Origin of the sequence: Methylomonas sp. HYX-M1, from assembly GCF_040741385.1 — a bacterium.
In the GTDB taxonomy this organism is placed as follows: domain Bacteria; phylum Pseudomonadota; class Gammaproteobacteria; order Methylococcales; family Methylomonadaceae; genus Methylomonas; species Methylomonas rhizoryzae.
Window position 1 is genome coordinate 1088913 of sequence record NZ_CP160405.1, and the last position, 23997, is coordinate 1112909.

General features: G+C 56.0%; 16 protein-coding genes and 1 tRNA gene. 5 read left to right on the plus strand and 12 right to left on the minus strand.

Going from position 1 to position 23997, the window contains the following annotated elements; genetic code table 11:
* Positions 1 to 48: 48 nt before the first annotated feature.
* From rpoD to ahcY, 4 genes are all read left to right on the plus strand, one after another.
* Positions 49 to 1860, plus strand: coding sequence for an RNA polymerase sigma factor RpoD (rpoD, locus tag AB0A83_RS05105; RefSeq protein ID WP_150047247.1), 1812 nt, complete (start codon positions 49 to 51; stop codon positions 1858 to 1860).
* Positions 1861 to 1863: 3 nt separating this feature from the next.
* A tRNA-Ile gene (locus tag AB0A83_RS05110) sits at positions 1864 to 1940 on the plus strand.
* 64 nt (positions 1941 to 2004) lie between these two features.
* On the plus strand, positions 2005 to 3165 hold the full coding sequence (gene metK, locus AB0A83_RS05115; RefSeq protein ID WP_150047248.1) for a methionine adenosyltransferase: 1161 nt from the start codon (positions 2005 to 2007) through the stop codon (positions 3163 to 3165).
* Between the two features lie 22 nt (positions 3166 to 3187).
* Entirely contained in the window at positions 3188 to 4477 is a 1290-nt protein-coding gene (ahcY, locus tag AB0A83_RS05120; protein ID WP_150047249.1) for an adenosylhomocysteinase, read from the plus strand.
* A gap of 80 nt (positions 4478 to 4557) precedes the next feature.
* On the opposite strand, the gene AB0A83_RS05125 is transcribed toward ahcY, so the two are convergent.
* The 12 genes from AB0A83_RS05125 to AB0A83_RS05180 form a co-directional block, all read right to left on the minus strand.
* Entirely contained in the window at positions 4558 to 5469 is a 912-nt protein-coding gene (locus tag AB0A83_RS05125; RefSeq protein ID WP_367155575.1) for a cyclopropane-fatty-acyl-phospholipid synthase family protein, read from the minus strand.
* A gap of 54 nt (positions 5470 to 5523) precedes the next feature.
* A complete protein-coding gene (locus AB0A83_RS05130; protein ID WP_367155576.1) occupies positions 5524 to 6078 on the minus strand; it encodes a DsbE family thiol:disulfide interchange protein in 555 nt (184 codons plus the stop codon).
* Complete coding sequence (locus tag AB0A83_RS05135) at positions 6075 to 8735, minus strand: 6-bladed beta-propeller (RefSeq protein WP_150047252.1); 2661 nt, start codon at positions 8733 to 8735, stop codon at positions 6075 to 6077. The genes AB0A83_RS05130 and AB0A83_RS05135 overlap by 4 nt, the downstream gene beginning before the upstream one ends.
* A gap of 4 nt (positions 8736 to 8739) precedes the next feature.
* Positions 8740 to 9519 carry a hypothetical protein gene (locus AB0A83_RS05140; RefSeq protein WP_150047253.1) on the minus strand — a complete coding sequence of 260 codons (780 nt, stop codon included), beginning with the start codon at positions 9517 to 9519 and terminating at the stop codon, positions 8740 to 8742.
* Between the two features lie 3 nt (positions 9520 to 9522).
* Positions 9523 to 10905, minus strand: coding sequence for a hypothetical protein (locus AB0A83_RS05145; protein ID WP_367155577.1), 1383 nt, complete (start codon positions 10903 to 10905; stop codon positions 9523 to 9525).
* Between the two features lie 30 nt (positions 10906 to 10935).
* On the minus strand, positions 10936 to 11967 hold the full coding sequence (locus AB0A83_RS05150) for a 4Fe-4S binding protein (RefSeq protein WP_150047255.1): 1032 nt from the start codon (positions 11965 to 11967) through the stop codon (positions 10936 to 10938).
* A 158-nt stretch (positions 11968 to 12125) separates the two neighbouring features.
* Positions 12126 to 13031, minus strand: a complete 906-nt coding sequence (locus tag AB0A83_RS05155) for a hypothetical protein (protein ID WP_367155578.1) — start codon at positions 13029 to 13031, stop codon at positions 12126 to 12128.
* A complete protein-coding gene (locus tag AB0A83_RS05160) occupies positions 13028 to 14047 on the minus strand; it encodes a cytochrome c3 family protein (protein WP_150047257.1) in 1020 nt (339 codons plus the stop codon). Before AB0A83_RS05160 ends, AB0A83_RS05155 begins: the two co-directional genes overlap by 4 nt.
* A 1-nt stretch (position 14048) precedes the next feature.
* Positions 14049 to 14678: a hypothetical protein gene (locus AB0A83_RS05165; protein ID WP_367155579.1), complete on the minus strand. Its 630-nt coding sequence runs from the start codon at positions 14676 to 14678 to the stop codon at positions 14049 to 14051.
* A complete protein-coding gene (locus tag AB0A83_RS05170; protein ID WP_367155580.1) occupies positions 14675 to 16066 on the minus strand; it encodes a hypothetical protein in 1392 nt (463 codons plus the stop codon). The genes AB0A83_RS05165 and AB0A83_RS05170 overlap by 4 nt, the downstream gene beginning before the upstream one ends.
* Before the next feature lie 56 nt (positions 16067 to 16122).
* Positions 16123 to 16443, minus strand: a complete 321-nt coding sequence (locus AB0A83_RS05175) for a hypothetical protein (RefSeq protein ID WP_150047259.1) — start codon at positions 16441 to 16443, stop codon at positions 16123 to 16125.
* A 10-nt stretch (positions 16444 to 16453) separates the two neighbouring features.
* On the minus strand, positions 16454 to 19147 hold the full coding sequence (locus AB0A83_RS05180; RefSeq protein WP_367155581.1) for a cytochrome C: 2694 nt from the start codon (positions 19145 to 19147) through the stop codon (positions 16454 to 16456).
* Positions 19148 to 20005: 858 nt separating this feature from the next.
* On the opposite strand from AB0A83_RS05180, the gene AB0A83_RS05185 reads away from it, so the two are divergent.
* Positions 20006 to 23884, plus strand: coding sequence for a PKD domain-containing protein (locus AB0A83_RS05185; RefSeq protein ID WP_367155582.1), 3879 nt, complete (start codon positions 20006 to 20008; stop codon positions 23882 to 23884).
* Positions 23885 to 23997 lie beyond the last annotated feature (113 nt).

Below are 23997 nucleotides of genomic sequence, written 5' to 3' on the forward strand. Positions count from 1 at the left end.
TCTCGTGTTCTGTGGCGATTGGTGCTGATAACCTATTGTGAGCAAAGAATGAATCAAGAACAACAGCAGTCTCAACTCAAACAACTGATAGCAAAAGGTAAAGCGCAAGGCTATTTGACTTACGCGGAAGTAAACGACCATTTGCCAAGCGACATCATTGATCCGGAGCAGATAGACGATATTATCGGCATGATCAATGACATGGGCATTCAGGTATACGAAGTTGCACCTGACGACGATGATTCTTTGATTAGTTCGGATGCCGTTGTAGCTGTCGACGATGACGAAGAAGTTGCCGAAGTTGCCGCTCTGGCTTCGGTCGATAGCGAATTTGGCCGTACTACCGACCCCGTGCGTTTGTATATGCGTGAAATGGGTTCGGTAGAGCTTTTGACGCGCGAGCAGGAACTGAAAATTGCTAAACGTATCGAGGAAGGCCAGCGTCAAGTGGTGAGCGCAGTCGCTCGTTCAGGCTTTATCGTGGAATCCTTCATCGAAACCTTCGATTCCATAGAGGACGAGGAAGCAGGAATTCGATTGGGCGATTTGCTGCAAGGTTTTGTCGACTATAGCGAAGTCGAAGAAATCGAGGTTGAGGATGTAGATCTGGAGGCGCCTGCGGAGGATGCCGACGAAGAGGAAGTCAAGGCCGTCGACTACGAAGAAGTCAAGCAAAAAGTTGAGCTGCTGAAAAAAGCGCTCAAGGCTGCAAACACCGCTGTTAAAAAACATGGCTACGGCCATGACAAGGCGGAAAAAGCCTACGAAGCGGTGGACGAGGTGTTTTCTATTTTTAAATGGACGCCGCAGTATTTGAAAAAAATGACGTCTATTGCCGAAGAATTGATAGCTACGATTCGCGAACACGAAAAACAAGTCATGGATGCGTGCGTCAAGAAATCTAAAATCACGCGGCGCGACTTCATTAATTCGTTTGCCGAGAACGAGGCGAATTTAGATTGGCTGGACCGGTTTATTGCGGCCAACTCCGGTTGTGCGGCGTTGTTGGAAGATAATAGAAGTCGTGTGCTGCAAGCTCAGCAGCGCTTGGCGGATATAGAAGGCCAATACGGCCTGAGTATTTCCATTTTGAAAAGCCTATGCCGCAACATTTCTTTAGGCGAAGCGAAAGCTAGAAGAGCTAAAAAAGAAATGATAGAAGCCAATTTGCGTTTGGTGATTTCTATCGCCAAGAAATATACCAATCGCGGCTTGCAGTTCTTGGATTTAATTCAGGAGGGCAATATCGGCTTAATGAAGGCGGTCGATAAATTCGAGTATCGTAGAGGCTATAAGTTTTCCACCTATGCTACCTGGTGGATCCGCCAAGCAATCACGCGTTCGATTGCCGATCAGGCCAGAACGATTAGGATTCCGGTGCATATGATAGAGACTATCAACAAGTTGAACCGGGTTTCCAGACAGATCTTGCAGGAGTTGGGGCGCGAGGCAACGCCGGAAGAGCTCGCCGAGCGCATGGAAATGCCGGAAGACAAAATTCGCAAAGTGCTAAAAATCGCCAAAGAGCCGATATCGATGGAAACCCCTATCGGCGACGACGAGGATTCGCATTTGGGCGATTTTATCGAAGATTCCAAGATGCTGTCGCCTGTGGAATCTGCTACAATTGCCGGGCTACGCGAATCGACACAAAACGTTCTGGCCGGTTTGACGGCTCGGGAGGCAAAAGTCCTGCGCATGCGCTTCGGTATCAACATGAATACCGACCATACTTTGGAAGAAGTGGGTAAGCAATTCGATGTAACCAGAGAAAGGATACGCCAGATCGAAGCGAAAGCGTTAAGGAAATTGCGCCACCCGTCGCGTTCGGAACAGCTGCGCTGTTTTCTCGATGAATAAATAGGGCCCTTAGCTCAGTTGGTCAGAGCTTCCGACTCATAATCGGCAGGTCGTAGGTTCAAGTCCTACAGGGCCCACCATAAATTCAAGGCCGTATTCAACGGCCTTTTCTTTTTCCACACTATTTTCAAGAGGTGTGTCGCTGTGAATAAAAATTACCTTTTTACGTCAGAGTCCGTATCAGAAGGTCATCCCGATAAAGTAGCGGATCAGATTTCCGACGCCGTCGTTGATGCGTTGCTGGCCCAGGATCCGCGTGCGCGAATCGCTTGCGAGACTCTAGTAAAAACCGGAATGGTACTGTTGGCGGGCGAAATTACTACCAGTGCCTGGGTTGACATGGAAGAGCTGGTTAGGAAAGTCGTATGCAGCATCGGTTACGATCATGGCGATATCGGTTTTGACGGAAATAGCTGTGCGGTATTGAATGCGATAGGCAAGCAGTCTGCCGATATTGCCATGGGGGTAGACGAGTCGGACAATCACGAACAAGGGGCGGGCGACCAAGGCTTGATGTTTGGTTACGCCACCAACGAAACCGACGTGTTTATGCCGGCACCCATCACCTATGCGCACCGCTTGGTGGAAAGACAGGCATTTCTACGGAAAAATAAAACCTTGCCGTGGCTGCGTCCGGATGCCAAAAGTCAGATTACCTTCCGATACGAAAACGATAAACCTGTCGCCATCGATGCGGTCGTGTTATCCACGCAACATTCTCCGGAAGTCGGCGGCAAATTCTTGGAAGAAGCGGTCATGGACGAGATCATACTGCCGACTTTGCCGAAAGACTGGCTACATAAAGACACCCAATATTTCATCAACCCGACCGGCCAATTCATCATCGGTGGTCCTGTAGGCGACTGCGGATTGACCGGGCGTAAGATTATCGTAGACACTTACGGTGGTATGGCGCGTCACGGCGGCGGTGCGTTTTCCGGCAAAGACCCGTCCAAAGTGGATCGTTCCGCGGCCTATATGGCGCGCTACGTTGCGAAAAACATCGTTGCAGCCGGCTTGGCCGAGCGCTGCGAAATTCAGGTGTCTTACGCGATCGGCGTGGCGGAACCGACCTCGATTACCGTGGAAACATTCGGTACGGGTAGAGTGGACGAAGCGCGTTTAGTGAAAATCATCAGAGAGCATTTCGATTTGCGTCCCAAAGGCCTGATTGCTCAATTGGGGCTATTAAAACCGATTTACCAGCCGACTGCCGCTTATGGTCATTTCGGCCGTACCGAAGCGACCTTTAGCTGGGAAAAAACCGACAAAGCCGAGGCTTTACGGGACGCAGCAGGTTTATAAGCAGACTCAGGAGACTTCAAAGATGCAAACCGATTACAAAGTTGCCGACATGGCTTTGGCGGACTGGGGTAGAAAGGAGATCAATATCGCCGAAACCGAAATGCCCGGTTTGATGGCCTTACGTAGCGAATACGGCGATTCCCAGCCGCTGAAAGGTGCGAGAATTGCCGGTTGTCTGCATATGACCATACAAACTGCTGTCTTGATCGAAACCTTGACGGCCTTGGGTGCACAAGTGCGTTGGTCGTCCTGCAACATTTTTTCCACTCAGGACCATGCGGCGGCGGCCATAGCGGCGGCGGGCGTTCCGGTTTTCGCCTGGAAAGGAGAGAACGAGGAAGAATTCGACTGGTGCATAGAGCAAACCATTATCGGACCTAACGGTTGGCGGCCTAACATGATTTTGGACGACGGCGGCGATTTGACGGTGATGATGCACCAAAAATTTCCGGAATTGATGGCCGACGTTAAAGGTTTATCCGAAGAAACCACCACCGGCGTGCACCGTTTGTACGAGATGGTCAAAGCAGGGACCTTGAAAGTACCGGCGTTTAACGTCAACGACTCGGTTACCAAGTCTAAATTCGATAATTTGTACGGCTGCAGGGAATCGTTGGTCGACGGCATCAAACGCGCTACCGACGTAATGATCGCCGGAAAAATTGCCGTGGTGTGCGGTTACGGCGACGTCGGCAAAGGTTGCGCGCAATCGTTACGCGGTTTGGGAGCCACGGTTTGGGTGACCGAGATCGATCCGATTTGCGCACTGCAAGCGGCTATGGAAGGCTACCGGGTAGTGACGATGGACGAAGCGGCTTCACTGGCGAATATTTTTGTTACCGCAACCGGTAACGTTTCGGTCATCACTCACGACCACATGAAAGCGATGCGCGACCAAGCCATCGTCTGCAACATCGGCCATTTCGATTCCGAAATCGAAATCGCTGCCTTGCGGCATTACCGCTGGGAAAACATCAAACCTCAAGTCGACCACGTGATTTTTCCGGACGGAAAACGGATTATTGTGCTGGCGGAAGGACGTTTGGTAAATTTGGGCTGTGCTACCGGCCATCCTAGCTTCGTGATGTCCAATTCGTTCTGCAATCAGGTACTGGCGCAAATCGAATTGTGGAACAACGCTTCCGCTTACGAAAACAAGGTCTACGTATTGCCGAAAAAATTGGACGAAAAAGTCGCCAGGGCGCATTTGGCGCAAATCGGGGTCAAATTGACGCAATTGACTGCTGAACAGGCCGACTATATCAGCGTTCCCGTTGAAGGTCCTTACAAACCGGATCATTACCGGTATTGATTCGGTAACGTTTCAGGCCGGCGTTTCCGAATCGCAAACGCCGGCCTGGAAGCGGCCGTGTTCTTGAGTGTGCGGGTTAATCAAGCTTTACCCGCGGTAAAAATCAAATATTCGGTCAGCTTTTCGGCAAACAATACCTGTTGTGCCAGACCGACTAAGTAATTGGCGGTTTGCGCCGGCGTACGCAAGCCCAGCCATTGGCTGAGTTTTTGTACCGGTTGCAAACGCTTGGCTACCTTATACATATACTCCGCCGAGGCCAGGGTTTGGGCGGTAATGTCGTGGCAGACGACATTGACATATCCTTGGTTTTCCAATAACGCCTCGAATTCATCCCGGGCGCATAAATTGGGTACCGCCCAGCCGTTCAAACAGGTTTTCACTGCTTGCCATTGACGCTCGTCGAAGTGCCGCTGCAGCAGAAAACCGTCGCAAACCACCAATTTGCCGCCGGGTTTCAACACACGGAACGCTTCGCGCAGAAAATCCGCTTTGTTCAAAGCATGGCAGGAGCTTTCCAACGCCCACACCGCGTCGAAGCTGGCGTCGGCGAAGGGCGTCGCGCAAAAGTCGGCGACTTGGAAATCGACCAAGTCGGCTACGCCGTGGCGGCGGGCGTGGCGGCCGGCATGGCTGGCTTGTTGGGCACTGATGGTGATGCCGGTGACCCGATTGCCGTGCTGTTTCGCCATCCAAATACTGCTGCCGCCTATGCCGCAGCCGGCGTCCAGCACCCTATCATCCGGTTGCAGGCCGGCTTTGGTGTACAACACCTGATTTTTGTTCAATAGAGCCTGATGCTGATCATACGGGCTAGCGCAATCCCAATAACCGTAGTGCAATGCCAGATTGTCGCGGTTACACCAGGCAAACAAGTAGTCGCGGTAACATTCGTCGTAATGGCGGGTGGCGTCCGCTTTCAGCCGGTCGCCTGTGATCTTTGGGGCTTGAAGTTGGTCGCGGTAATCCTGATTGGGTTGAATGCTGTACATCGATGGGAACGCTTAAACGGCAAAAACCGCAGATTATAAGCCAGTCCGGGGTGTTTAAGAGCCGGTAACAGGTTGATGGGCGGAAATAAGCGCCCACATCGCCCGCCAGACCGGTTCGTTCAGTTCGCCGATATGCCGGTAGCGGATGATGCCTTCGGCGTCGATCGCATAGGTTTGCGGCAGGCTGAACACGTCCAGGGCCAGGCCGGCGGAGGCGGCACCGTCGAACATGACCCAAACGAACGGATCGCCTTGTTGTTGCAGCCAGGCTTTGGCCGACTCGGCTTCGTCCTGGTAATCCACTCCGTATATATTGATGCCGTATTGGCGGGTGATTTCCAACAACAACGGGTGTTCGTTGCGGCAAGCGGTGCACCAAGTGGCCCAAACGTTGATCAGGGCGGGACCTTTGATGTCGGCGCTGTCCAGCAGGCGGCCGCCGTCTTGCAAGGCCGGCAGGCTGAAGGCAGGCACCGGCTTGCCGATCAGGCGGGACGCGGTGCGGTTGGGGTCGAAGGTCAGACCGCGCCAAAACAATAAAGCCAAAGCTAATCCGAGCAGAACCGGTAGCCACAATAATAATGTCGGAACCGGCTTGGATGGATTCATTTTAAATAATCCAATTCGCGGGTTCTGGACAGCTCCTTGTCGTGGTAATACTTGAATTTGGTGATGGCCTCCAGGCCGTGGCAATCCACGCAAAAGGTGTCTTTGACGCCTTTGCTGCGTAAAAAACTGTTGATCGGCGAGCCTTCCACGTTGTCTTTAAACCCGGTAGGCTTGACCGCCGCCGGTTGCTTGCGCGATTGTGCCAGTTGTTCGGCGTCCCAGAAATGCGGCTCGTGGCAGGTGATGCAGGCGATTTCCCCGAACTCCTCGATTTTTTCCTGCTTGTCCAGCAGCGGCATACGTTGTTTATCCGAGCGCAGTACCAAGTCCTGGTGCGGGTGGCTGAAATGTTTCACCACTTTTTTCTCGGCTATGCCGTCCTTTTGATGGCAATTGACGCATAACTTGTCTTCCTTCAGTTCGACTCGGTCGGCGTCCGGATCCGGCGCGCCTTCCGTCACCCGCCGGGTGGCGTCCAGATGCGGGGCTTCGTTTTTGCCGCGGTGCAGGGTGTGGCAGGCGCCGCACACGCCTTTGTCCGGCAGTTCTTCCAAGCGGTTGTCTTTTTTCTCGGCGGTGATGCGCAAATCGTGGTCGCTGCCTACCACGGCTTGTTTGCCGGCGTGGCAGTGCGAACATAGCTGGCCGTCGCGGTGATCCTCCACCAATGCCGGTGTGTTAAGCTCGCCGCGGTGCACCGAATGGCAGGTCAGACATTTGACTTCCTTGGTCTTGTTGCCGGCAATCTCCACTTCGTCGTCCATTTTCAGGTTCACGGGATGCACGCCTTTATGCTTGGCGTCGTCCTTGTCTTTGGCGTGCTGGCGCTCGTGGCAGGTTTCGCAAAAGTCGTTGAGGTCGTCCAACTCGTCTTCCAGCAGCGGTGTCCCCAGCTTGCCGTCGTGCACCTTGTGACAGGTCTCGCACGTGACGAACTCCACTTTTTTGTCGTGGCGTTTCATCGGTTTGTCGGGTTTGACGTTGACCGGATGAATGCCTTTGCGGCGGGCGTCCTGTTTGTTTTTGGAAAATTGCCGTTCGTGGCAGGCGCCGCACAACCGGCCTTTGTCTTCCGCCAGCGAGGTCAGGGCGTCTTTGCCGTGGCCGCCGTGGATTTGATGGCAGCTTTGGCAAATCAGGCCGTTGTCGTGGCCCAAGGCGCTGCCGGCTTGTTTTAACGGATCGGCCAAACCTTCCTGCAAATTCTTGTCGCTGGGGTAACCCGGGGCGTCTTTAGTCGGAGGCTCTGCCAGTTTCAGGGCCAGGGGATGATTGATGCCGCGCTTTTTGACGTCGGTTTCCCGGGCGTGCTTGATTTTGGATTCGTGGCAGCGCTCGCACATGTCGCCGCCTTTGCTGGGGATTCGTAGCCAGGCGTTTTGGTGGCCTTGGTACAAGGTGTCGTTGCCTTCGCCTTTGGTATGCGGGGTGTGGCAGCTGGTGCAGGGTAGCTCTTTGTCCTTGGTATGCGGAAATTCGTCCGGCAGTTTGTCCTTGCGTTCCTTTTCGTGGCGCTTGTCCTTGCGAGTCTGCTCGTCGTAAATCGTGGCGTGTTGCTCGCCTTGGCCGATGCGCAGGCGCGAATCCAACACCGCACCGTTGTGGCAGCTGTAGCACATGGCCAGCGCCGCTTCCGGCAGCATGCCTTGTTTGTCCGTTTCGTTACCTTGCTTGGCCCAGGATAAATGGCAGATCAGGCAGTTTTTTTGCGAGGCGTCGGGGCTGGTGTCGTTATCGACGGTGGTTATGGTTTGCTCGCCGACTTTGATCGGCAGGGCGACCACCTTGCCGGCCAGGGTTTCCGCTGCATACAGCACGCCGTCGCGGTAAGCCAGACCGGTCGGCGATTGCAGTTTCACCGGTTTGCCGGCGGCGTCGCTCAGTTCGCCGGCCGCCGCGCCGGCCTTGAAGACTTTGACGGTGCCGAAATAACTGTCGCTGACGAACAGCAGTTTATTCTCCCGGTCCATGGCGATGCCGTTGGGGCGGAACAGGTGATGAGCGTCGCTGCCGAAGCTGCCGATCCGGCTGAAGAAACGGCCGTTTTGATCGAACATCTGTACCCTGGCGTTCAGAATGTCGGTCACGTATAAGTAACCGTCGCTATCGAACAGCATTTGATAGGGGTATTGAAACTCGCCGTCCATTTCGCCGCGCCGGCCGAAGCAGTCCAGCACTTTAGACACTTGCACATCGTAGCGGCAAATCCTGTGGTTGGCGCGGTCGGCCCAGAATAACACGTCCTGGTAAACCGCCACTGCCACCGGTTCCGGCGCGGCTAAAGGCTGGGGTTGTTCCGCATCGGCGCTAATTGCCGGCGGGGGAGGCAGCAAATTTTTGGCCGGCAGAGTTTGGCGGATTTGGCCGCCGGCGTCGATTTGCAACAGGCGGCCGCCGTCCGGGTCGGCCAGCCACCAATGGTTTCGGTAGCCGAATGCGTCCAGCGCCGAACCGGGGACGCCGCCGGCTTGGCTTGGCGTGCCGCCGGCAAATACGGTCAGGCCGTTTAAATCCAGCACGGCCAGTTGGCCGGCGTCGTTCCAGGCCAGGGCGGCCGGTTGGGCCAGATGTTGAGCGAAGGTGCGTATTTCGGTGGCCGGCAGCGCCGCAGTCAAGCCGCTCCATAGCCACAATAGGCCAAGCAATAAGCTCCGCATCGGCTTAGCGCAGCATGTCGCGGATGGTGATGCGCTGGTCGTCCTTCTGGTAACGGCCGAAGAACTGCGCAATCACGTGTTTTTGCATGGCTCGGGTTTGCTCGGGATTGGCGCCTAAGGCCGGCAAATCCAGCAACGGCTTTTCGCTGCTATGGCAGGCTTGGCATTCCGGGCCTTTCTTTTCCAGCGGCCAGTGGATTTTGGCGCGTAACGGAATTTTTTGTTCCGGCGTGGCGTTTTCCCATTGTTTGGCAATGCCGCGGCTGAAATCGCCGTCTTTCAGGGCAATGGCAAGTTGACCTTGGTAAAACGGCGCGATTTTCGGATTGTCCGGTCGCTGTTTTTCGTTGTCGAGGTCTTTGCCCAGGCGGAACAAACCGGCACCGTCGACTGTGCTGCCGGTTTGATAGTCGAACCAGTAGTAATCCAGTTTGGCGTCTTGTGGACGGAAATGACAGGTCTCGCAGGCGATGAAGCGCACGTGCATGTTCATGAAAGCGCGGCTGCGCAGCTGTTTGCTGTGCGGCAGCGGGCCGTGGCAATCGCGGCAGAAGGTGGCGGGCGCAGTTTCCAGTTCGCCCGCTTGTTTGTGAAAAGGCTGGATCACCGGCTTTTTGCGGATTTCCACGTCCTTATGTTTTTGCAGCAAGTCGGCGGCATGCTCCAAAGCTTCCCGGTCCGGCACGGCTTGTTCCATGCGTTGTTGATAAAGCGGCACCGCCTGAGCGGGTAAGGCCGCGCAAGCCATCAGCAGCAACGCAAGGCTTTGTATTTCCAATTTCATGGCTTATTTCCCCGGACGTCGATAGCGGCGTTGCTGGCGGCGCAGCAGCCGAATCAAGCGTTTGATGTTCAGACGAATGTATTTTCGGTAACTTTTAGCCAGCAACAGGTTGACGTGCTGTTTTAAGGACAGCAGCTTGGACTGTTTTTTCTTGGGTTTGCTGCCGATGATGATGGTCTGGAATTTGTCCGCGCCGAAAATCGAATTATTGGTGTTTTTGCTCAGCTTGCTGCGGTCGCCGCGCCATTGCCAATACACGCTACCCAAGCCGAAAATCAGCGACAGTAATCCCAAAATTGCCGCAGCGACGAACCAGCCCGAATGGCCGCTGTGTTTGCCCAACAATTGCTCCAAACTGTCGCGCAGACCGACATTGATCATTGCCACGTCGTGTTGCGGCACGGTGAAGAAACCGCGGTTCAGGGGATTTTTTGCATAACCCTGGTGGCAGCCGGCTTGGCCGCAGGTTTTTTCCAGATTGTCTTTATGTACGCTGGACAGTGGGTTGTTGTCGTTGTACACGGCGTGATGCAAACCGTCCGGCGCGTGGCATTCCAGACAGGACGCACCGTGCAAACTGCCGTCGGCCAGCAGGCGGCCGTGCAGCATTTTGTCGTAGGTTTCCACCGAATGAATGAAGGCCAGGCTGACCGGTACTTTTTGCTTGGTTTTAGGATCCTCTTGCTCGACCTTGGCCATTTTGGCGACGTCGCCGTGACAGTCGGTGCAAATTTTGTTGGATTCGTTTTTGTTCAAGCGGTTGCCGATGTAGCGGCGCAAAATATGGCCGCTGAACTGGTCGCGCCAGACATCGCCTTCGTGGCAGGTACCGCATTCGGCGTCGTTGTGGGCGAAGGCTTCCTTGAACGCCTCCCATTGGTTGTCGGCGATATAAGGCACGTTGGCGTGGCAGCGACGGCAGGACGGCAAACTGGACTCTTCGTCCTCCTCGATGCGGTTGCCGGCCGCGAATTTTTTGCTCCAGCCCTTGCCGTGCGCCGATTTTTCGTACTCGTCGACGATTTTCTTGTGGGTGAATGCCTTGCCTTCGGACGGTTCCTTGACGTGGCAGCTCTCGCTGCAATCGACCAGACCGTCTTTTTCCTCGTGCGGATAGTCGGTGATTTTGCGGTGGCAATCCTTGCAAGGGACGGAGCCGTGCAGCGAGCCGTAATAGTCGGCTTTCAAAATGCTGGCGGAACGTAATTGGCCGTGTTTATCGATATATTTCAAATCCGGCAGGCCGTGGCAGGAAAAGCAGCCGTCCGGGTCCGGATGGCGCTTTTCCGCTAAGGCCGGCAGGCAAAATACCAGCAGTGCCCACAGTAAGCAGAGTCCGGCAAGCCCTGGCCCGATTCCGCGGGCGCGTCCCTTAAAGTCCGTCATTTTCGCGTTGTTTGGATGATCGAATGAAAATTAAGTCAGTAACACCGCCACCGCCACCGCCAAACTGAAACCGGTGACGATCAAACCGTTGACTACCCGGCCCCAGTTGATTTCCTGGGCGGTAAACGCCGGTTTGCGACTTGAAAGCAGGTCGATTTGCCAATCCGGTTCCGGAAAGATTTCCACGCCTTTTTTGATCCGTTTCGGGGTTTTGTTGCGTGACGCAGTGGTCCATTCGATCGCATTCCAGTCGCACACGTCCACGCATTCGTGACAGGACATACACGAGGTTTGATCGACGATGGCCACTTTATCCACCATTTTGATCGCGCCGCACATGCAGTTTCTGGCGCAAACGTTGCAGCCGGTGCAGCGCTGTTTGTCGACCCGGATTCGGTGCATAGAGCCGAAGCGGGCGCCCAGCCGGTTGACCAGGGCGTCGAACGCGCCGATAGGGCACATGAATTGGCAATAGGTGCGGCCTTTGTTGGCGAAAAAGCCGAGCAGCAGCAACAGCGACAGGTTCGCCAAGCCGACCGCCGAGAAGATGAAGGCCAGGCCGACGAAACCGCCGGACAAGGCTTCCACCAGGCGCGGCACGGTGATGAAATTACACAAGGTACAGGCGCTGATGCCCAGGGCCGGCAAGATCACCAGGTAAGTGCCGAGATAGCCGTAGCGGATCTGGATTTGCGGCAGCCAGCGGTATTCGATTTTCCAGCGTTCGTTCAGCATGCGGCTGACCAGTTCGCTGAAGCCGCCGACCGGGCAAATCCAGCCGCACCAGATGCGGCCGAAGAAAAAGGTGGTCAGCAGGATCAAGCCGAAAGCAATCACCCCGACCATGGCCGCCGAGGCGTGCACGATGAAATCGTCCAGGGTCATGCCGGGAAAGTACAAGTAAAACCGGCGCATGCACAGCCGGCCGCACAAATCGCTATTGCCGGCCAGTTGCGGCAGTACGGCCAAAGGCCCTAAAAAAAGGGCGCAGGATACGGCGATTGCGATATAGCGGTAACGTTGCGGTTTAGGCACTTCGCGCCATTGTTCCAATAGCTTCATGCTAGCCTCCTGAAAGATCGGGTAGTTTCAAAACCAAAAGGTTGTGTGCAGCGTCCTTGTTGTTTCGGTGGCGTCTCGCTGCGCCGACACCCCCTTTATTTCCTTTATTCATACATTCCGCCGCAAGCCGGTCGACTTTCCGGACAGCGGCTGACGGTTTAGCGTTCGAATTCATGGCAACTCAGGCATAAGCTGCCGTCCAGGGCCGGCAGTCTCAGCAGCACTTCGTTGCTTAAGCGCCGGTAGCCCAGGTCAGGGCGTTCACCGTGTTGCATGGCCAAAGCCAGTAGGCGTTCGTCTTTGTCGGCGCGAAACACCTGGTCCCAGCTATGCTCTTGGTACTTGACGCCTTTTTTGACGTCGGCCGACACTTGGGCGCCGGCCGGGTTGTTGATATCCATGACGCCTTCCGGATGCGGCGAATGGCAGCTGACGCAGGTCACCCGGCCGTCGGCCGCCAAGGGCAGGATGATGCCGTGTTCGCGGGCGGCCTGATCCATGTGTTTTTTCATGTTGTCCTTGGGCTTGGCGCCTTGATGCTCCAGCGCGTTCAGATGCGGAGTCTTCAAATGGCAGCCGAAACACAGCTTTTCTGCCGGCAGACGCAGCTTCAATTGTTCCCGGGCCAGCGGTTCGTCGCGTTGCTCGTGGACTTTTTCGTGGCAGTACAAACAATGTTCTTTTTTGATGTCGCCGCTTTCGTCCAGCATCAGATGTACGTTGGGGCGCTGGTGCGACTCTTTGTCGTGGCAGTTGTAGCAAAACTTTTCCAGCGGTCGATACGGGCCGCCGCGCAGAAAGTTGGCGGCCTTTTTGTCTATCTTGTCGTACGGCGTTTCGTCCATTTTTTCCAGGCCGTGGCAGGTTTGGCAACTCAGTTTGCCGTCTTTCAGTTCGAATGCCGCCGGCGGTTGCATGCCGTCGGCCAGTTCGACGTCCACCGCGTGGTGTAAATCCGGCAAGCGTTTGGATTGCCGGTAGGACTGGCGCTGCCAATCGTCGGCGGTATCGGCCAGCAGAGCCGGCGTCCACAGTGCCATTAACAAGGCGGCTATAGTCTTCATAAGCCTCTTTGCACACTTTCGCCGTGGTTGTGGCACACGGCGCAGTCGCTGCCGCTGTTGAAATGCACGCCGGTCAAGCCGTTGCGAGTGACCGTATCGCCGCCATCCAAGGTTTGGCTCATGTTGTGGCACAGCACGCACAGGTCGCTGTAGTCGTCGCCGACGATGTCGACCGGATAGGGGTGATTGCGAATGTCTTGTTCCAACAGCGGCACGCCTTGCCGGGAGTTTTCGATGATCAGGTTGGGGTTGCGGGTGCCGTGCAGGCTATGGCAATCCGAGCAATCGACGATGGTTTGGTAAGCGTAAGCGCCGCTACGCAAACCGTTGTACAGGCCGATACCGTCGCCGTCGCGTACGCCGTGCGCATCGATCAGCGTGTAATAGTCTTCGGCTCTGAGCGACTGGTCGCGGTTGCCGGCATGCTTGATGCGCCATTTTTTCTGTTGGTGGTCGACGTTGTGGCAACGCAGGCAGAACTCGCTTTTATTGTTGTACGGTTTTTTACCGACGTCGGCGTCGTTGAACACGGTCAAGTCCCGGTTCAATTCGAATTGGCCGTCCATGTCCGAGCTTTGGTGGCAGACCACGCATTGCTTGCTGGTGGTGCGAAGATCTTTCGGGGTGTTGAAATCGTGGCGGTGGCGTCCGCCGCGGACCGGCGACAGGGGCAGGTCTTTGCTGTTGTGACACACGATGCATTGCCGGCCGGCGTTGCTGCCGTTGCTGCCGTGACAACCGGTGCAGGTGCGGAATTTTTTGCGGTTGACGATGGTTTTGATGTCCGGCACCGAGTTATGCAAACGTTGCAGAGCGTGGCAACTGCTGCAATTGGGTTTGCCCCAGGCCTCACCGTTGCCGTGGCTGGCGTCCAACAACAGATTGCCGGTGGCTTGCGAGACGTTGCGGGCACAGGCGGGGTTGGCCGCTAGTGAGCAGCACAAGATCAGCAGCAGGCCGAGCGTTGCTAACGGGCCGGGCCGTGAGTGGTTGGCGAGAGAAGGTACAGCTAGCATCTCAACGATCCCTCGCGGTATGGCAATCGCTGCAGTAAATTTCGTTATGGCAGCGGCCGCATCGGCCGCTGTCCAACCGCGACTCCAGGCCGTGCAGGGTGCGGTAGCCCAGGGGGTGGTAACCCGCGCCGGCGGTGTCGCGGCGCAAATGGCAATCGGTACAGAAGTTGCGGTCCAGATGGCAGGTTTGACACCACTTGTCGTCCTGGCGGGCGATTTCGTTATGGTGATTGGCATAGTCCAGGCGGTGGTCGGCCGGCCAGATTTTGGTTTTATCGTCGTGGCACAGATCGCAGCGCCACGGGCCGCGCATTTCGTCCACGTGGCAGCTGTGGCAGATCGGCTTCAGGGCTTCGTTGGCGATGACCGTGATTTGCTTGAGCTTGTCGCTATCGGACATGTCGGTTTTGTTAAAGGTATGGCACAACAGGCAGCTGTCGCCTTCTGCTTTCATCACTTCCATGTGTGCGTTGTGCGGGTAATACACGTCGCTACGCTTTTCCCGTTGTTTCCACCATTTTTTTTCGTCGTCGTCGTCCGCCGGCATGGCAACGCCGGCCGGGGCGATGGTTTGTGCCGGACTGGGCAAGCTCAGTTGCAGCAGGAATAGAAACAGCAGAAAGCGGGTCATGGGGTTCTGGCTTGAAAACGGTCGAAATAATAGGTCAATTGCAGTGCGGCCAAATATTCGTTACTCAGGGCGGTGTTGTCGATGTAACTGCCCTTGAAGGCCAAAATAATGCTGGAGTCCAGCATGTAATGGACTTCGTTCTCGATGCCGCGGGCTTGGTTGTGACCGTACAGCAGTTTGTCTTCCACCCGCCAGGCCAGATTGAATAAGTAGCGGGTCTTGGCGTTCATCGCGTGGCTGGCCGACAGATACACGCTGTTGGCGCTTTCGCCGCTATTCAGTTCCAGATAGTCGTATTCGCCGCGCAGATTGAAACCGGGACGCCATTGATAGCTGACGCCGGCGTTCAGGCCGGTACCGCTGTAGCCTTGGTCGCGGCCGGCCGCTTGCAGGCCCACGGAATATTTCAGCCGCTCGTTGTAGGCGTATTCGGCGGAACCCCGCCACACCCGTTGCTCGCCCAAGGCATAGGCGCTGTAAAAGCGGTCGCGGAAGCTGACGTAGGGTTGGCGCGGCCGGTAAGCTTCCAGATAGTTGCGGATTCGCAGACCTTTGAGCGGATCCCACCAACTGTCCAGCATCACGTTTTCCAGCCGGCTTTTGTCGGCCGCATAAGATGCTTGGAGAAACAGTTCCAACGGCTTGTCCTGAGCCAGCAAATGTCCGGCGAAATGAGCGGTACCGTTGATGCGGTAGGTGGTTTTGCCGTGCTGTTGCACGATGCCGCCGCTGCCGCTTTCGTCGGCGTCGAACTGGTCGTCGCTAATCAGTTGTTCGCCCAAGCTATCGTTCAATACGCTAAGTTGGTTGCGTTCCAGGCTTTGCAGGCCTAAACGCAGGTCGAAGACGTTGATTTGCGCGCCGCCCGCAGCGAACGACCAGTGCGGCGCCAGCTTCAGCAAGCCCTCCGCACCGGCGATCCAGGCGGCGTCCAGCGAGCGGACGTGGTCCACTCGCAAGGGCCGGCCGGCGTAGACTTCCAGCGTGAAGGGCCGGCCGTTGAAACTGTAACCGGCCGAGGCGCCGTCCAGCAGGTATAACCCTAAGCTGTCGCTACGCTCGAAGCGGCCGCCTTTAAGCGTCAGCGACCAGTCCGGCAGGGCTTTTTCCAAGAAGGCTTGGTAAACCTTCAGGTCTTCCCGGTAAATGTCGGTACTGGCGCGGCCTAGCGTGCTGATCCGGGCGTTGAGTTGCCGCTCCGGATTGGTATAGGCGAACTGGCCCCAGACTTCGCCGGTGTAGTCGCCGTCGCGGTTGTAGCGGTTGTCGGTTTGCAGCTTGCTGCGTATCGAGCCGCTCCAATTATCCGCAATAGCCGGCAGCGCCGTCAGCCAACACCAAGCCAAGCCGGCCAGACAAAAAGCCGGCGCGGCAGTTAAGGTGCGCACGCAGTGATTATCCCCCGTCATCTTTGGTCCGAAAGTTCCATCTTTGAAAATGCGCTTCAATCCGTCGCTCGGGTTATGACCTCGAAGGGTTCCAGGCCGCTGGTCGCTTGCCGGTTGCTATCGGCCTTGCGGCGTTTCAACGCCCATGTGTACAAGCTGGCGACCCCGACCACGCAACTGCCGCAGCCGGCGCATTTACCGGCGGTCGGCAAGGTACAGGCGGTCGCAAGCGCGGCTTGTCCCAGGGCGATGCCGGAGCCGGCCAACCAAGGCAAAAATTGCCGCCGAGCTTTGGCAAGCCGGCCGTTATCGGGCTCGGCGGCATCCGGCGCGGGGTTGTTGAGATCGAGTGCGGAGTCGGCGTTGATCGTGTTCATGCTATTTACCTCAGCGTTTCTTTTTCGACTTGATGTCGTACAACACGCCGCGGGCCGGCAATTCGCCGACCAGCGCGGTTACGTAGCCGTAATCGGACGTGGTGCCGGGAGTGACCGAGACGATTTGCGCGTCGACTGCGGCAAACGGTTTTTTCTTGGCCAACACCTTGGCGTCGTCGGCGTCTATGGCCAGAAAGCCGACTTCGCCGGGGTCGGTGGCGCGGCCGGCGTAAGGCAGTTTGATCAGCATTTTGTAGCCGCCCAACGATTGCACGCGTTGCTGGTTTTGATCGCGTATCGCGAACTCGAACACCGAGCTGGTGACCGTACCTTTCAGCTTGCCTTGTTTGAGCAAGTAGTTTTTCAGCGTTTTGGTTTTTTTGCGGTTTATGCGGCGGGAAAAATCCAGCAAGTTGTCGCTGCCGACTTCCAGTTTGTAATTGGGGACTATGTTGCGGCTGGCTTCGTTATAAGTCACCACAATCCCCAAATTGCGCATCTCCCGGTCCACGATACGGTTGTTGAAGAAAAACACCTCGGTTTCGGACATGGCTTGCAGCGCGGAAACGGCCGCGGTGTCGCCGTCCAGTTCCAGCGTGGTTTTCACGGTGCTGGCGGCCAGCGGTTTGAATTCGCCTTCGACGATGCTGTGCGAGGTGGCGCGCAAGGCGGACATAAACGGCTCGACGTTGGTGGCGTCCAGAATGCCGTCCACGTTTTCGACGATGTTGCCGTCGCTGAGCGAGTAATAAGGCATGTCCAATTTCACCACGCCTTCTTCCACCAGGCGCGGGTAGGCGGTTTTATCGCTCATGCCGGCGACCACCCGCACGTTTTTACTGCCCAATACGCCGTCCGGCTTGACTGCGGAACTGACCTTGCCCCGGCTGTCGCGGGTATGGCAATCGTCGCAAGGCATGGTGGCCACCGACGGCTTGGTGTTGTGCGACAGCAAATAGTCGTTGGATTCGGTCCAGACCAACTGGGTGTCGGGGTTTTTGTAACCTTTTTGGCTCAACAAGGCGTCCAGGCCTGCTTTTAGCTGTTTAACCTCGTCGTAACTGGCTGGGGCTGCGTCGCTGCCGTCGACTTGCAGGCGTTCGCGGCGGCTGACCATGCGTTGATTGGCTTTATCCCACCAGTAATAGCGCGGGGTGGCTTGATAGGGCGTCATGCGCAAGCTGCCGTCTTCCGCTTCCCGGTAGCGGAAGCGAATGTTCAAGGCCGCGCCGTCGTGCTTGACCTCGGGGATATGGCAAGTCTGGCAAGCGATTTCCTCCAGATGCACCAGCGTAGTTCTATCCAGACTATTGGCCGGATAGCCGACCATGTCGCCGTTGGCGCGCCATAATTCCCGGTGTGCGTCCAAAATGGTGGGTTGGCCGGACGGTAGCGCAGCGTTTTCGGCCCCGCCGAAACGTTCGCCGCCGTGGCAGTATTCGCAGCTGTAAGGGCCGGGTTGGTAGTTCAAGTCGCGGCGCACGTCCTGGTCGGAATTGCCGACCCGGAAGTTGTGGTCGGCGTCCAAGTCCACGTTCAAATAGCCGGCCTTGTAATACTGCTTGCTGTGGCAGGCGTTGCAATTTTCGATGTCGCGCGACTCCGTGCCTTCGGTCCAGGTTTTGCTTTTGTGGATGTCGTCCCGGTAGTCGTCGATGAGGGTGCCGTCTGCGGCGTATTCGACTGCGGAGACCGCGCCGTAGCCGTAAAAGCCGCGCCGCCAATGGCTGGTGGAATGGCATAGCATGCAGTTGTCGTTGTCCGGAAAGCGCAGCATCGGCATCTGCATTTTGCCGTTGGCGTCGAAGGCGCCGGAGTCCCAGGTCAATTGGGGTGTGGCGCCGCTGGCGGTACCGCTGACGGATCTGAGCAGAAAGCTGCCGTTTTCCGAATCCGGCGCGATGTTGAGGAATTGGAAAATCGCCGAATTCGCCTCGCGGAAATGACCGTTTTTCAAGAGTTGGTTGGCGCGGAGTTCGCTCCAGGTATCGGTGCCGGTCAAGCCGCAATCGTTACCGTTGCATTCGACGATGCGGTCGGCCGAGGCGGCGCTGTTGTTTTTCAATTGGGACAAATCGGCGTGGCACAACAGGCAATCCGGCTCCATGACGCCGCTTTGTTGCCAGTCCCAGCGGCTTGGGGTGTCGCCGCCTTGCCACTCGAAATAGTCGCCGTCCCATTCGGCTATCGCGCTGTCCGCGGTTTGATCGTAGCGCTTGCCGGTGCGGTCTTTTTCCGCGTAGCCGCCGCCGTTGTGGCAGCCGCCGCAGGTTTTGACCAAGCCGGGTGCGCCGTAATCCAGAAACTCGCCGGCGAAGGCATTGGATTTTTTCGATAGCCACAAGGGGTTGTTGTCTAGCATGCAGTTATAGCCGCCGAAATAACCGGGCGATACCACCGGAACCACGCCGCGTTGGCTGCCGAAGGTATCGTTAGCTTCGTCGCGGCCCATTTCGAAATGGTAGGAATGGGCGATTTTATCGATGTCGTGACAGCCGCCGCCTTCGCCGTTGCCGCAGCTCATGCGGGTGCTATAGGGCTTGTTGCTGTCTTTGACGTGTTTACCGTCTTCGTCCAATAGCGGTATGGCCGGGTGCAGGACCGGTTTGTCGAAGTTGTTGACGGCGGCAACTGCGCCCGCGACCGACAAGAGTAATAACCCGAATAACAAACTCCGTTGTACTAGGATTTTCGATAAGCGCATGATGTGGGGGCAGCCGAATAAAGACAATTGGTGATAACAGTTAGCAAAATGCAAGCCATGTCCTGTGTTGCTTTAGGGCTTGTCAATTCTAAGTTTGTGCCGGTTGCGGTCTCGCCTGTACCGATGCAAGCGTGAGACTGTTGTCGCTGTAGTTGATTGATTTTCGGTAATTGCTCAATCGATTACAGAAAAATTTTAACTTACCGGCAGGCTTGGCATGGTTAATGCCTTTGCATGAGCTAAAACCCTGGCTGTGGTAAGGAAAGTGAGGCTAATGGCGCTTAATAATTGAACTATGTTATTTAGCGATTATAAAGTATGGGAATGCGGGATATGCCGCATTTGCGCCGGCGGGGCCGGTTCTGCATTCAGCCTGTCCGGCGCTTGGCGCAAAAAACTCGGACTGTATTGTTTGAGGTCGGGTGTTTTCCGGTGGGCGATAGCGCCGGAACTCGCTGGTACGGCGGGGCTTTGCCGAATCGGTTAAGCCATGGGCAGGCGCTAACCCGGCGGACTCAAGGGAGCCAGTGCTTAGAAAGTCGATAAGGCCGGGTAATAGCGGGCTTCCGTAGTTTTGAGCTTACATCGGCTGCGGCAGCATAAGCTGTCGGGACTATGGGTCCGGCTTTTGAGAGAGAGGCTTCGACCTGATTTTTTTCAGAACGGCTCAAAAGGGATGAGTGTTGTAGCATATTGAAATAAAAAGGTATTTTTTTAGTTCATCGTCAGTGGAACGGTTTTTGCTGACGCCACTCTCGTGATTTCATTCTTTTAACCGAAATCGCATGAATTGCCGGCCGTTTTTCACCTACGTCATGCGGCCGTCAGCGCTTACTATCTTCACGAGAGAGAATAATAATGGCTAAAAATAACAATCGCTCAGGGCCGCCTGGGGCTAAGCGGCTGGGCCTGTTGCTGCTAACGCCTTTGATGGCGGCGATGCTGGTCCCGCCTGCCGACGCCGCCACCAAGATTGCCGCGAAAAGTAAATTCGACAAAAAAACCGGAAATCTGGTGGTGTCGGGTAGGGTGAAAGGCCTGGCGGCCGGTTCGCCGGTCACGGTATACGATGCGGCCACCAACCAAGTGTTGTATTCCAAAACCATAGACAGCAAGGGTAAATTCCAATGGACGGTGCCGGCGAACAGCGATTCCTTGTGTAAAGTCAACGTGGTGGCCGGCGACGCGCAACAAGCGTTTTCCATCGGTGGGGCCGACAAAACCTGTAAAAAAGCGCCAACCTGCCGGATTGCCGAGGGCGATAAACAGATTCAAGCCGGCGCCGGCGTCAGTTTGAGCGTGGACGCTAGCAAAACCTCGAAAAAAGATCCGCTGAGCTTTAGCTGGATGGTCAGCAACACCGGGCCTACCGTCACCGCCAGCGCTACGCAGACCCCAACCGCGACCGGCAACAGTCTGAGTCACACCTTTGATTACACGGGTTTGTACCGGGTCGATTTGAAGGGTAGTAACTCTGCCGGCACCTGTAGCGATTCGGTGACGGTCTCCGTGGCGCCAACCAGTTCGCCTAGCAGCGAGGCTTTGGCGGCGTCGGCGAAGAGCTCGGCTCCGGCGGCTGCGTCCGCTTTGAACACGGCGGACGGCGGCTACGTGGTGTTGCCGTTCGAAGAAACCGGCATGCAGGGCGGCAGCCAGGTCAACCTTCCTTACAACCCGTTAATTCCCTATAACTCTCTGAACGCCCAAGTCATTCAGAAGATAGAGCATAAGCCGGTTATCGTCGGCGACGGCACGGCGTCCGCGTATTATTCGGCCGGCATCAACCCGACTGATCCCGTGGGTTCGGATTCCATCAACTCCACCAGCCAGAACTGGTTCGGCGAGGGCAAAGTGGGGTCTAACGTCGATTATGCAGCTTCGAAGCATGATACCGATCCCAGCAGTAAAACTTATCAATATCCCACCCAAAACGAGTTCATTGCCGGCCAGGACTTCGTCGATGCAACCGTTCGTAAAACCGAGCAGTGGGACAGGATGTATCAAAAAAATCGAACCACGCAAACCGGTTTCGACATGGCTTGGCAGCAAAACCGCTTTAGCCCGGCCAAGCCGCTGGCGCAACCGGACGAAGGCATACGCGGTTTTGTCGATATGGGCGAAGGCGTCAGGGCCATGCCGGGCATAGCCGACCCGTATAACGCCAACGATCCGCAGGCGATCCCTTACAATTCCGCTCAAAATGCCTTCGTGGCACAGTTCATTCCGGCGTCTAACGTGGACGACAAAGGCCGGGTGAATCCTTACCCCGTGATGCGAGTGGAAGCAAAAGTCGACGGTGCTACCGTGGCAAAAGCCGATACCGTTTATACCACCGCATCGGAAACCCGTTGCCGCGAGTGCCATTTGCCGGGCGGTATCGCTGCCGACGATCAAGTTTGGCGCACGCCGGTTACCGAGGCAGAACTGACGTTGACTGACGGCTCTCCCGGGCCGGCTACCGGTAAAGGCAGCTTTTTCAAAAATGACTCCGATGTGCGAGTGGCTGCGAAAGCTCACCCGCCGGCTATCCATAACCGTTTTACCAACAAACACCCGGAAAATTCCAGCTTTAATAATCTGATTAATTCCGGCGCGGATATTCCACGTCACACCGATACCGATATTCGTACCGATAGGGTGAAAGAAGTACGGTGGGTTAAATTGGACGACAACGGTAATGCGACGAACGAGATTAGCACGACTAAGCCGGCCGATACGCAAGGCTGGACCGAGCAAGTCCGGCTTAAATTCAGATCCGGCGCCGATTATGGCAATGCGGAAGACCCTGTCGCACAAGAGAAGGCCGCTTTGTTTAACACGCTGGTGATGCATGATTACATGGTCAAATGGGGGCCGAACCCTGATTTGAATAAAGTTTGGCCGAAAAGCTACTCGTCGCAATTGGCGGATGCTTATTCTGAGGACGATCTTGGTACCTCTGCATCGCAGCCGATGTACTTTTGCTCCGGCCACCATCAAAGTCAGATGAAGTTCGATGTCGGTATAGGCGCCAAATCGCCGGCGACCAATCGTTCCGATTACTCCAGGGCTTTCCACGCGTTCCATGGCAAGTTTCAGGTGTATAAGGCGGATGTCACTAGCGGTGCCGACGGTAAAGCGCACCTCAAGGGCGAATTGGTCCGCGACAGCCGCGGTCATCCTTTGATGTACGGCGGGCGCGGTTGGGATTCGCAAATGGACGACGACAATGGCATTCCACTGGTATTGCAAGAGGATGGATCGTTTCCCGATAACTCCGGCTTGAAAGGCACTGATCCTTCGACTTGGGATTCAACCAAATTTAAGGTTAACGCAAGTTTTGACGGTAATGGCGTGCGTACCAACGAATACTATGAGCCTGATAAAAACAACTGGCGTCCGGATTTGTTTCCGATGCGTAGCGATGCCGAGTTGATGTTGCCGTTCGGGGAAAACGTGGCGATGGAAGACAACTGCGTCACCTGTCATACCGGTAAAACCGAGAAAAGCTACCGCGACATCCATCACGCCGCCGGCTTGAAATGCGATGCCTGTCACGGCGACATGCTGGCGGTGGGTAACGTGTTTCCCAACGACAGCTACGATCAAAACCTGATGTGGGCCGGCGCGATGGGGGTAGACGTCGACAATGGTTACGACTACAGCAGTTTGGCGACAGCGGAAGCCAATCTGTTGAAAAGTCAACCGGTCGACTTTCGCCGTCCGTGGTTGGACGAGCCGGATTGCGGTTCCTGCCATATCGGCGATGCCAATCTGAAAGAAGGCGATACCTTGTCCAGCTCGCATAGCGACAGCGGCCACGTCAATCACACCTTGGCCAACGTGTTCAGTGCCGGCTCGCTCAAGCAGGCCTGGATGGATGGCGACAAATCGGGGTGGTCGATGACGCCGATCAACGCGCGCTTTGCAGTGATGCCGTTGACCGAACAGCGCTTGGAAAAAACCACCACCAGTTATGCCGAGCAACCGTTATCGCAAGCCTTGTATCGCAAAAGCGGGGACGTGCACGGTTCCGGGGCTAACGGCAACCTGACTTGTTCGACCTGTCACGGCGGTTCGCACGCGATTTGGCCTAACCCGAATCCGGACGCCAACGACAACGTCACCGCCAAGCAATTGCAAGGCTACGACGGTAATATCGCCGAATGTTCGGTCTGCCACGTCAAGGACGATTTCGACAGCGGTTTGGTGGCCGACAACGGGAAGTTGGTGCACGGCAAGCAGCTCGGCGTAGCGCAAGGGTACCGAGGTTCCGCGACGGTAGTGCCGAACGTCAACGATACCGCGCAAAACGCGTTCCTGGCCGGCCCGCACGGTTTGCATCCGGTCGGCGATACGGTCAACGAAGCCTGGTGGAAAAACGCCGACGGCATTCATGTCGACGACTTCAAGAGCAAGGTCGGCAACGGCGGCTGGCACAGCGAGATGGCTTATAAGCCAGGCCCGGACGGCGAAGACCAGTGCGCGGCTTGCCACGGCAAGGATCACAAAGGTACGCGCTTGTCCAAAACCTTGGTGGCTCGCGAATTTGTCAGCGACAAAGGCAAGAAAATCAAGGTGGAAGCCGGACAAGTGATCGGTTGCGATTTGTGCCATGCGATGAAGGTCAGCTTCAAACGCGCGCCCAATCCCAAGGCTAAGGACGGCGGCTGGCCGGCGGCGGCATTGCATGCGCCGCCGATGCCGGATGCGATCAGCCCTTCCGGTTCTAACGGAGGTGGCGGCGGCGGCCATTAACAGGCGTTAACTCGCTATAGTCAGGGAAAGGGACGAATTTTCGTCCCTTTCTTTTATTCGTTTCGCCCATTCGAATGACTAGGTTTTTGTTCTGAGCAGTTCCCTAGTTATTC

What these genes read in the sequence shown, in the direction of transcription:
- rpoD (WP_150047247.1), top strand. Translation starts at nt 49, where the DNA reads ATGAATCAAGAACAACAGCAGTCTCAACTCAAACAACTGATAGCAAAA.
- ahcY (WP_150047249.1), top strand. Translation starts at nt 3,188, where the DNA reads ATGCAAACCGATTACAAAGTTGCCGACATGGCTTTGGCGGACTGGGGT.
- AB0A83_RS05125 (WP_367155575.1), bottom strand. Translation starts at nt 5,469, where the DNA reads ATGTACAGCATTCAACCCAATCAGGATTACCGCGACCAACTTCAAGCC.
- AB0A83_RS05130 (WP_367155576.1), bottom strand. Translation starts at nt 6,078, where the DNA reads ATGAATCCATCCAAGCCGGTTCCGACATTATTATTGTGGCTACCGGTT.
- AB0A83_RS05135 (WP_150047252.1), bottom strand. Translation starts at nt 8,735, where the DNA reads ATGCGGAGCTTATTGCTTGGCCTATTGTGGCTATGGAGCGGCTTGACT.
- AB0A83_RS05140 (WP_150047253.1), bottom strand. Translation starts at nt 9,519, where the DNA reads ATGAAATTGGAAATACAAAGCCTTGCGTTGCTGCTGATGGCTTGCGCG.
- AB0A83_RS05145 (WP_367155577.1), bottom strand. Translation starts at nt 10,905, where the DNA reads ATGACGGACTTTAAGGGACGCGCCCGCGGAATCGGGCCAGGGCTTGCC.
- AB0A83_RS05150 (WP_150047255.1), bottom strand. Translation starts at nt 11,967, where the DNA reads ATGAAGCTATTGGAACAATGGCGCGAAGTGCCTAAACCGCAACGTTAC.
- AB0A83_RS05155 (WP_367155578.1), bottom strand. Translation starts at nt 13,031, where the DNA reads ATGAAGACTATAGCCGCCTTGTTAATGGCACTGTGGACGCCGGCTCTG.
- AB0A83_RS05160 (WP_150047257.1), bottom strand. Translation starts at nt 14,047, where the DNA reads ATGCTAGCTGTACCTTCTCTCGCCAACCACTCACGGCCCGGCCCGTTA.
- AB0A83_RS05165 (WP_367155579.1), bottom strand. Translation starts at nt 14,678, where the DNA reads ATGACCCGCTTTCTGCTGTTTCTATTCCTGCTGCAACTGAGCTTGCCC.
- AB0A83_RS05175 (WP_150047259.1), bottom strand. Translation starts at nt 16,443, where the DNA reads ATGAACACGATCAACGCCGACTCCGCACTCGATCTCAACAACCCCGCG.
- AB0A83_RS05180 (WP_367155581.1), bottom strand. Translation starts at nt 19,147, where the DNA reads ATGCGCTTATCGAAAATCCTAGTACAACGGAGTTTGTTATTCGGGTTA.
- AB0A83_RS05185 (WP_367155582.1), top strand. Translation starts at nt 20,006, where the DNA reads ATGGCTAAAAATAACAATCGCTCAGGGCCGCCTGGGGCTAAGCGGCTG.